Origin of the sequence: Exiguobacterium profundum (assembly GCF_001909285.1) — a bacterium.
Classification (GTDB): Bacteria; Bacillota; Bacilli; order Exiguobacteriales; family Exiguobacteriaceae; genus Exiguobacterium; species Exiguobacterium profundum.
In genome coordinates this window covers 2,457,498-2,464,625 of record NZ_MRSV01000001.1, presented here as the reverse complement: position 1 = coordinate 2,464,625, position 7,128 = coordinate 2,457,498, and the positions used below count along the sequence as shown (strand labels likewise).

Sequence of the window (7,128 nt, the reverse complement as noted above, 5' to 3'; positions counted from 1 at the left end):
TCCCAAGAAGCTCCCCCTTCAATTTGCGAAGCAAATAAGTGGCGAGTAGTTCACTTAACGAAGAAGTGCTGACGTATATGGTGGAGGCGGATACGCGATATGAGGCATTGGAGTCGATCTTTCAAGCGTTTCGACATGCGAGCGATGGATTCGTACAGTTTGAGGACGAGTTGATTGTGATGTTGGATCATGTAGCGTATGTGAAGGCGTTTGAAGTAGACTAAATATACTATTGATGGAGGAGGTTGTATTTTGGAAAATGAACTGACTAGGAGTGTTCGAGCAAAAGGATTTGAAGATTTATACTTCATTTCATTATCAGGAAAAATTATATCTAAGAAAAATGGCTACGTAAGAGTAGCAAAAGGAAATCCTTATAACTTTACTTATGTTCATCTCTGCAAAAATGGTGAAAGAGAATTATTTAAGACGTATGATTTGTGGAAGGAAGCTTTTGGTCATGATTTCAATTCTTCAGAATATAAAGGGAAAAAATAAAATTCTGCATACGTATAATTAAAATAGTACTTAAATCAAAAAATGAAAAACACGCGCCAAAAATTTGACGCGTGTTTTTTCATTTCATTGGTGGAACTTGAACATGATGAAATTCTTGATTACTCAATTCCGCATCACTAATTTTGAATTGTCCAACAGCGAGACAGTGAGCTTTTTTCAAACTACGCAAATCATCTAAAGATATGGTACCAATGCGATTTGCAATTACTTTTAATTCGCTATCGGCAGGCGCGAAGTAGATTTTAGTACCCGCATTGTCTAAGATAGCAAGTTCTTCTTTGTCGAAGTTACTAAATGACTGTGTGGCGAACCAAGCTGACCAGCCAAATTTGCGACCTTCTCGAAGAATTTTTGCCGATGGAGAATCATCACGGAAAGATAAGTTTTGTGCCTCATCTAAAATAACAGGCATCGGCTTATCTTTAGATCCTGATAGTGAGTAGTACCATAGGTCCCAAAGGATGAACTCTGCCAGCAATTTTTTAATCTCGTCTTGGTCATATCCTTCAAGTTGAATAACGGTAACCCCGTTACTCTCAAAAATTTTACTCCAGTCATTATCCGATTCATAGTCAAACGGATCCATGTCAACCATCTGGGTTAGTCGACTAATGACAGACTGGATTGTTGATTTTGATGATGTTTCTAGATTTTCAAGTTCTTCAATGAGAAGTTCCATTCGCATGTCTTCTCCGTATTTTTCAATACCATTTTTAGTTGCCATATAAATCGCATTTTTCTGTTGATCGCCTAAACCTCTATATACAGAGGCAAAAACTGCAGCTACTCTTCTGGCAACTTCAACAATTTTTTCAGGCTCTTTCCGACCACTTATTTCTTTTTCTCTCCGTTTAAAAGGGTTTAAAGGGAAAGATTCATGATACACAATGCGTTCTGTCAATTTTTCGCCCATTCGATTTACAAATGTTTCATCGAGCTGGCTTAGTGTGTAACTATTCGAATAATCAATCACCAATGCGGATTGATTTTGTTCGACCAACTGCAATAGAAGAGACTGTACGAAATAGGTTTTTCCTTGACCGGATCGACCACCGATTAGGAGATGTCGATTGGATAGTCGTGGATGCCCGTATTCCCAATAATAGTCTTGATTCAATTCACTACCTAGATGCAATCTAACCTGTTCTAGACTAACAACGTTTGGAGTTACAAGTTCAAGGTTAGGCTGAGTGAGTGGGGCAATCTTTAAATCAGGTTCAACAACAGTATGATTTTCGTCTTCAGGTAAGTTCCTTCTGTCCTCTAGTTCATCTGTTGATTTTTGTTGTTCTGTCGAATCAGCAGGTGAAGCAAAGGCTTCATTTTTGAAAGTTGGAGCTAAAGATTTTTCCTTTTTGGAAGATTCAAGTGAATCTAAAGACTGAGTAAGTGCTTCATAACCGTGTTGTTCAGGTAACTCTAGTATTACGACACCTTGACTTCTGGAGTGACGTACAGACTCTGAATGCTTTTTAAATGAGACAAGAACACCATTTCCGAATTTTGCTCTTTTTTCATCAACGATTTTAAAATCATCGTTCATCAACCGATCGATTAGCTCTGCACTTAAACGAAAATCTTTACTAGGCCAAATTTCATTTTCTTGCATTTTTTTTGCATTGTTGATGAAGAGTCTAACAAAATAATTTCGTAAGAATTTAGCGTCAAAAGTAGTTAAATCGAGTAGATGGTCATTTAGTCGAGCTTTCAATTCTGTGATTTGTGAAATACCTTTTGAGATGACGCTGTTGTCATTTATTCCGATTTTAACTTCTACCGGGAATAAATGTACCTTTAATTGTGTTTGATCTATTTCTAGTCCAATCATCAATAAATCATCGCTGCAATTTCCTTTTCGACCAATTGTCTTTCCTGAAAATAGACCAGCACGTTTACTAAGTTTCACATTGCCTGTAACACGCACGACTTCTTCCATAGAAATTGGTACCCAAATCGTGTTTTCTTCATTAAAAAGCAATAGTGTTTCTTTAATTGCTGAAACAATACTCATCTTTTCTCGTTTATCGTATCCTCTTCCTTGGACAGCTCGAAGTAACCATTCTCCGTTAAACGTGTTGAAAGCACGAATTGTTTCTTCTATCTGTTCTTGCGTAGATGTCACACCCTGAGAATTAACAAATTCCTCAATCACATTAAAATATTGTTTTGATTTGTCAGTTACAGTGATGGCATCATATCCATTTGTTGATGAATATTGGTCGCTGTAATGTACAATGATCAAATTGTCTGAAGACGATTTAAAGAAATCTAATCCGACTGGTGGATCAATAAACGTTACCCAATGTGAGGCGCTATAAATTTTTTCGAGTTCGTCTTTATCAGCAACATCGATGTGCATTGTCAATGAAACATCTTTCATATAAGAACTGTGTCCACCGTCTTTCATGTTGGCTGTAAGTTCATTATAAAGTGAGCCGAATTTTGTCATAAGACTTCTGTTAATGTCGGCTCCTTTTGTACCGAATCCAACGCGGTATCCGGTATCATCACTTTGAACCGATGATACGGTAGTGAATAAACCGTCTAAGTTCATGCTATTTGATAAATCACGCATCGGTTGTGTAACGATTCTCGATTCATTTCCCATTTTATAAAATGAAATATGAGAATAGAGGATTGGTTCCTCTAAGTCTAACTTTCGATAAAGAATAGACTGTTGAAGAACATGTAAAACATCATCTATTTCGAAGTCATCAATAGATAAGTCGATACCGAATTCCTCTTTTAATTGTTCAGCAGTCTCTATCTCGTTTAATGTATCAAAAGCACTTAAACCAGAAGCGTTTGGTAGATATAAAGACACCTCAAGTGGTTTGATGTTTTCGAGAACACCTTTCGAAGAAATTTGATTTTTGAACCAAGAAATAATTCCTTTTAAAATTTCTTCATCATTTGTGACATTGATAACATTGATACAGAGCGGAGCCGAATTTTGTATTGAGAATAGATAGTCGTAATGATCAGCAAAGTGGGTCATTTTCTCTTCTACAACTTTTGCTAAGTAAGAGTTTGTTTCACCTATGCTTACTTTTTCTCTAATCACGTATTCATGCCATTCAGGTAATGGAGAATAATCCGTTGGCTTCAGTAGCATTTCATGTACATTAAACGCATAAGGCAAAGTATAGCTCGCTTTTAATTTTTTTAAAATATTCGAATCGATATCTTCAGAACCTAAATCCGAGTTCACTTGCCATTGATAAGCAATGTTCAACGGTGAGAATGGGGTTAATAACAAACCATCAATCGTTTCCATTTGTCCTAAACGGTATAGGTTCCGTTGTTGTACAGTCATTAAAGACTGAGCTTTAATTTTTTCAATTTCAGACAGGTAGTTGTTTATAAAATCAAAGGCAGCTGACTGTACTTGGTCATCGTAATACATGAGTGAAGGGATTGTTCCCTTACTCTTAACCGTGTTTAAAAATAAATCATAACTCGTTTCTACAGCGCTTGGTAACTCTAAAGGTATGCTCTCGAAAGTATCATCGGAAAGTTGCTTTGCATACCGTACATGATCATCTAACCAATCTTGTTCCATTTTAAAGAAGTTTCGGTCTATTGATTTGGTAGAGTAAGTGCGTTGACCATTATGGATAGTTTTATAATCTGAGTCGATTAAAAATGATGTTTCATCTTTTCTCTTTCTCGTCCAAATACTAACACCATCTAAAGGAGTAGTTTTTAACATCTCGTCTTTAATAGCTAGTGGGACCTCAACTTCATCAATCATTACAGAGAATCGAACGCGAGATTCTCCTTCATCAAGAGTATTTAAAGGAAGAGTGATGACATCATTATGTCCAATCTTAATCGCTTCTGATGAACCAACAACAACATCATTTATTTGTCCCGAACCGTCCCCGAGTTCAACTAAATGATGGCCATCAAGTATTAAGCGAATCGCTTGTTGATTTTTAGGTGTCGTATCAATCAAATATCGTGATTGATATGGATTTAAAAACTCAGGCGACAGTGGAACAACTGCAATATTAAATAAATAAGTAGTGGAAGTCTGGCCTTCATGTTTGTAGCGTACCCGTGAGAAAGTAACTTGGGTGGAATTATTTTCAATCGTAGTAATAAGAGAATGTCCAGAACTTACGGTTGATTTTGCACTTTTATTGTCCAAAAATTGCTTCGACGTAAAACGGTCAAAAGGAAGATGGATTTGAACTGTGTCTGCTTCTTGTGTAGAAAAGACGATGATGTGCCAAGTTCTTTGACCTGATTTAGTTTCAGACTGTGGGCGTTTCCAAAAATGTGAAGTTGGTAATTTAGAGCCGTCTGTTTTTGCAATCATTTTTTCGGATATGAATTGAATATCTCGATTTGATTTTGCTTTCTCTTCCCATTCTTTCAATACAGTGTAATCAGCTTGTTGCCAAGTATCCTCTTTTAATTTTGTGGCCCCGTTATCAAATCGCTCTTCTAGTTTTTCACGAGTGTTTCCTAACGTGAAGTAACGTTCTACATCTTCGAATAATTCGTGATTTTCTGATAAGCGATTCTCGATTTGTCGGTTTATCTTTTTCCATGAAGCTGACCCAACATTTTTTTCATCTCGTTCACGAATAAGCGAACTTAGGTCGCCATCTTGAAAGTACTGTAATGAGGTATAGTCATCCGAATCAAGCGTATCTTTGTGTAAAAGACCTAAAATATCGATGAAATCTAGAAATGAACCATTCGTAATCTGTTTTTGTTGATTACGACGTTTTAAATAATCGGCGATAATCATTTGTTCAGATTTCGATAAATCACTACTTGCCAATTGTTGATCTAAATGTTGAATGATTTTGCTAATGTGCAATGGACGACCTTCAGAAGTCAAGTCGATACTTCCACCTCGGATAGAGTCATTTAAATTATCAGTCAGAATCATTAAGGAAGTATTAGACCATTGTCCGCTTTGTTCACTCATTTCATTTCTCAGAGTAACGAGATAATCAATATCTGTATCAAGCGAACTTGCTATTACTAATTTTCCTGTAGAAAAGTTAAGTGAGTTGGTCACATAATTTTCTTTTCCGAATGGATGTTTATATGTGAAGGTTTCAGAAACGCTTAAACCTGAAAGTGCATCATACATTTCTTTTACATCTTGTTTTGTCGGAAGATAGACGTAATAACGATCTGTTCTATTTTGTTGAATCTCATGTTTAAAGAATTGTAATAATTGTTGTGTGATAAATTCATAAAATTGATTTGACATACTGTGCATCCCCGCTATCACTTTTCTTTTCCAAATAGTTTAGTTTATCCAATAGCCCAACAATTTCTTCTTTTGAGTGATGATCAAAGAATAGTCCTCTTAATTCAAGTTCAATCCAAAGCCTATTCAATTCAATCTTGTCCTGTTTAATTGAGCAAGCTATAAGAGTCAATAATTGTTCTTGATTTACGGCAAGTAATGAGCCAAGTGAACCACCATGTTTTCTATAGAATTTTAATAGAAAGACGTCAAGTGCGGCAGGATATCGAGACTTTAACTCTTTATTCAATCCAATTGAGATTGCTTCGGCTAAGTCTCTAAAGGCTTCATCTAACGTGCTATCAGCATTGTATTGTGGGGTTTCGATACCTTTATACTGCGTATAGAAATTATTCATCCAATGATAGAGTGATTGAATATAATTTTTCTTTGAATCCTCACCAGCTGTAGTTAATAATTCATCAATATGATGATAATATAAGTTTTTTTGTGACTGAAATGCTGGTGTTTGAGAAACGATATTCAGTGCATGCTCATGTTTGTAAAAATCCTTCACCTGTTCTTTTAACAATCGATAGCCGTTCGTATAACTTGTACGCCAGCGGGCTGCCTTTTCCCATTCCATTAAAAAATAGAGCGGAATGAGTTTGTCATTATCAAATTTTGTAAATCGATTAGTTTGAAGAACAGTCTGGGACATCAAGATAAACGTATATTGAATGAATAGATGATTTAAATTGTCTAAGAAGAATCTTGGATTTCTGGATAAATGAATCAAATCTTCTTTAAATTGTTCTTTTAAACGTGGGAACAAACATGAATAAGGACTATTGAATGTAGACTTATTCGTCGAGCGAGAACTTCGAAAAATTTGTGTCAGAAGATCATCATTGTTTTCATCTAAAAACAGTGGTGAAAGAAATTCTTCATTTCCTTCAATCAACGTGCCATAGACATAGTTAATGAAATCGATTTGACCATTCCTCTCTTTTTTCTCACTTAATGTGAGTAGAGGAAGTTGCGACAAACTAGAAATCTCTATTTCTTCGATTTTACGTTGCTGACTCTTGATAAAATATTTGAACCATTCACTCGTTTCTTCGGAATCAAATTTTCCAATCGACAGGATGTGATTCTCGTCCAACTTAGGATGTTCAGGAATGAGCGGTTCATTAGATAACAATCTCACGATACCGCCAGTTATTGGCCAGAAGCCGCTTTCGAACTTTGATCGTTCCGGTTCACGTGTAGGTAAAGGTAATACAAATGTATTTTTTCTACGTGAATAACGATAGCCTTTATTTTGAATCAGAAATGACTCGAGAAGTTCCCAGTCTAATTCGAAATTTTTTACATCTTGAGTATTTATCATA

Annotated in this window: 4 protein-coding genes; 2 read left to right on the top strand and 2 right to left on the bottom strand. The window is 35.9% G+C overall.

Annotated elements, in window-relative coordinates; all coding sequences use genetic code 11:
* Positions 1 to 38: 38 nt before the first annotated feature.
* On the top strand, positions 39 to 224 hold the full coding sequence (locus BBB58_RS15070; RefSeq protein WP_143180253.1) for a hypothetical protein: 186 nt from the start codon (positions 39 to 41) through the stop codon (positions 222 to 224).
* Between the two features lie 28 nt (positions 225 to 252).
* Positions 253 to 498 (top strand): 3-ketosteroid-delta-1-dehydrogenase, encoded by a 246-nt coding sequence (locus BBB58_RS12700; protein ID WP_244150748.1) that lies wholly within the window; start codon positions 253 to 255, stop codon positions 496 to 498.
* A 79-nt stretch (positions 499 to 577) separates the two neighbouring features.
* On the opposite strand, the gene dptH is transcribed toward BBB58_RS12700, so the two are convergent.
* Both dptH and dptG read right to left on the bottom strand, forming a co-directional pair.
* Complete coding sequence (gene dptH / locus BBB58_RS12695) at positions 578 to 5,755, bottom strand: DNA phosphorothioation-dependent restriction protein DptH (protein ID WP_074037583.1); 5,178 nt, start codon at positions 5,753 to 5,755, stop codon at positions 578 to 580.
* Positions 5,736 to 7,127: a DNA phosphorothioation-dependent restriction protein DptG gene (dptG, locus tag BBB58_RS12690; protein WP_074037582.1), complete on the bottom strand. Its 1,392-nt coding sequence runs from the start codon at positions 7,125 to 7,127 to the stop codon at positions 5,736 to 5,738. The genes dptH and dptG overlap by 20 nt, the downstream gene beginning before the upstream one ends.
* Position 7,128: the final 1 nt, after the last annotated feature.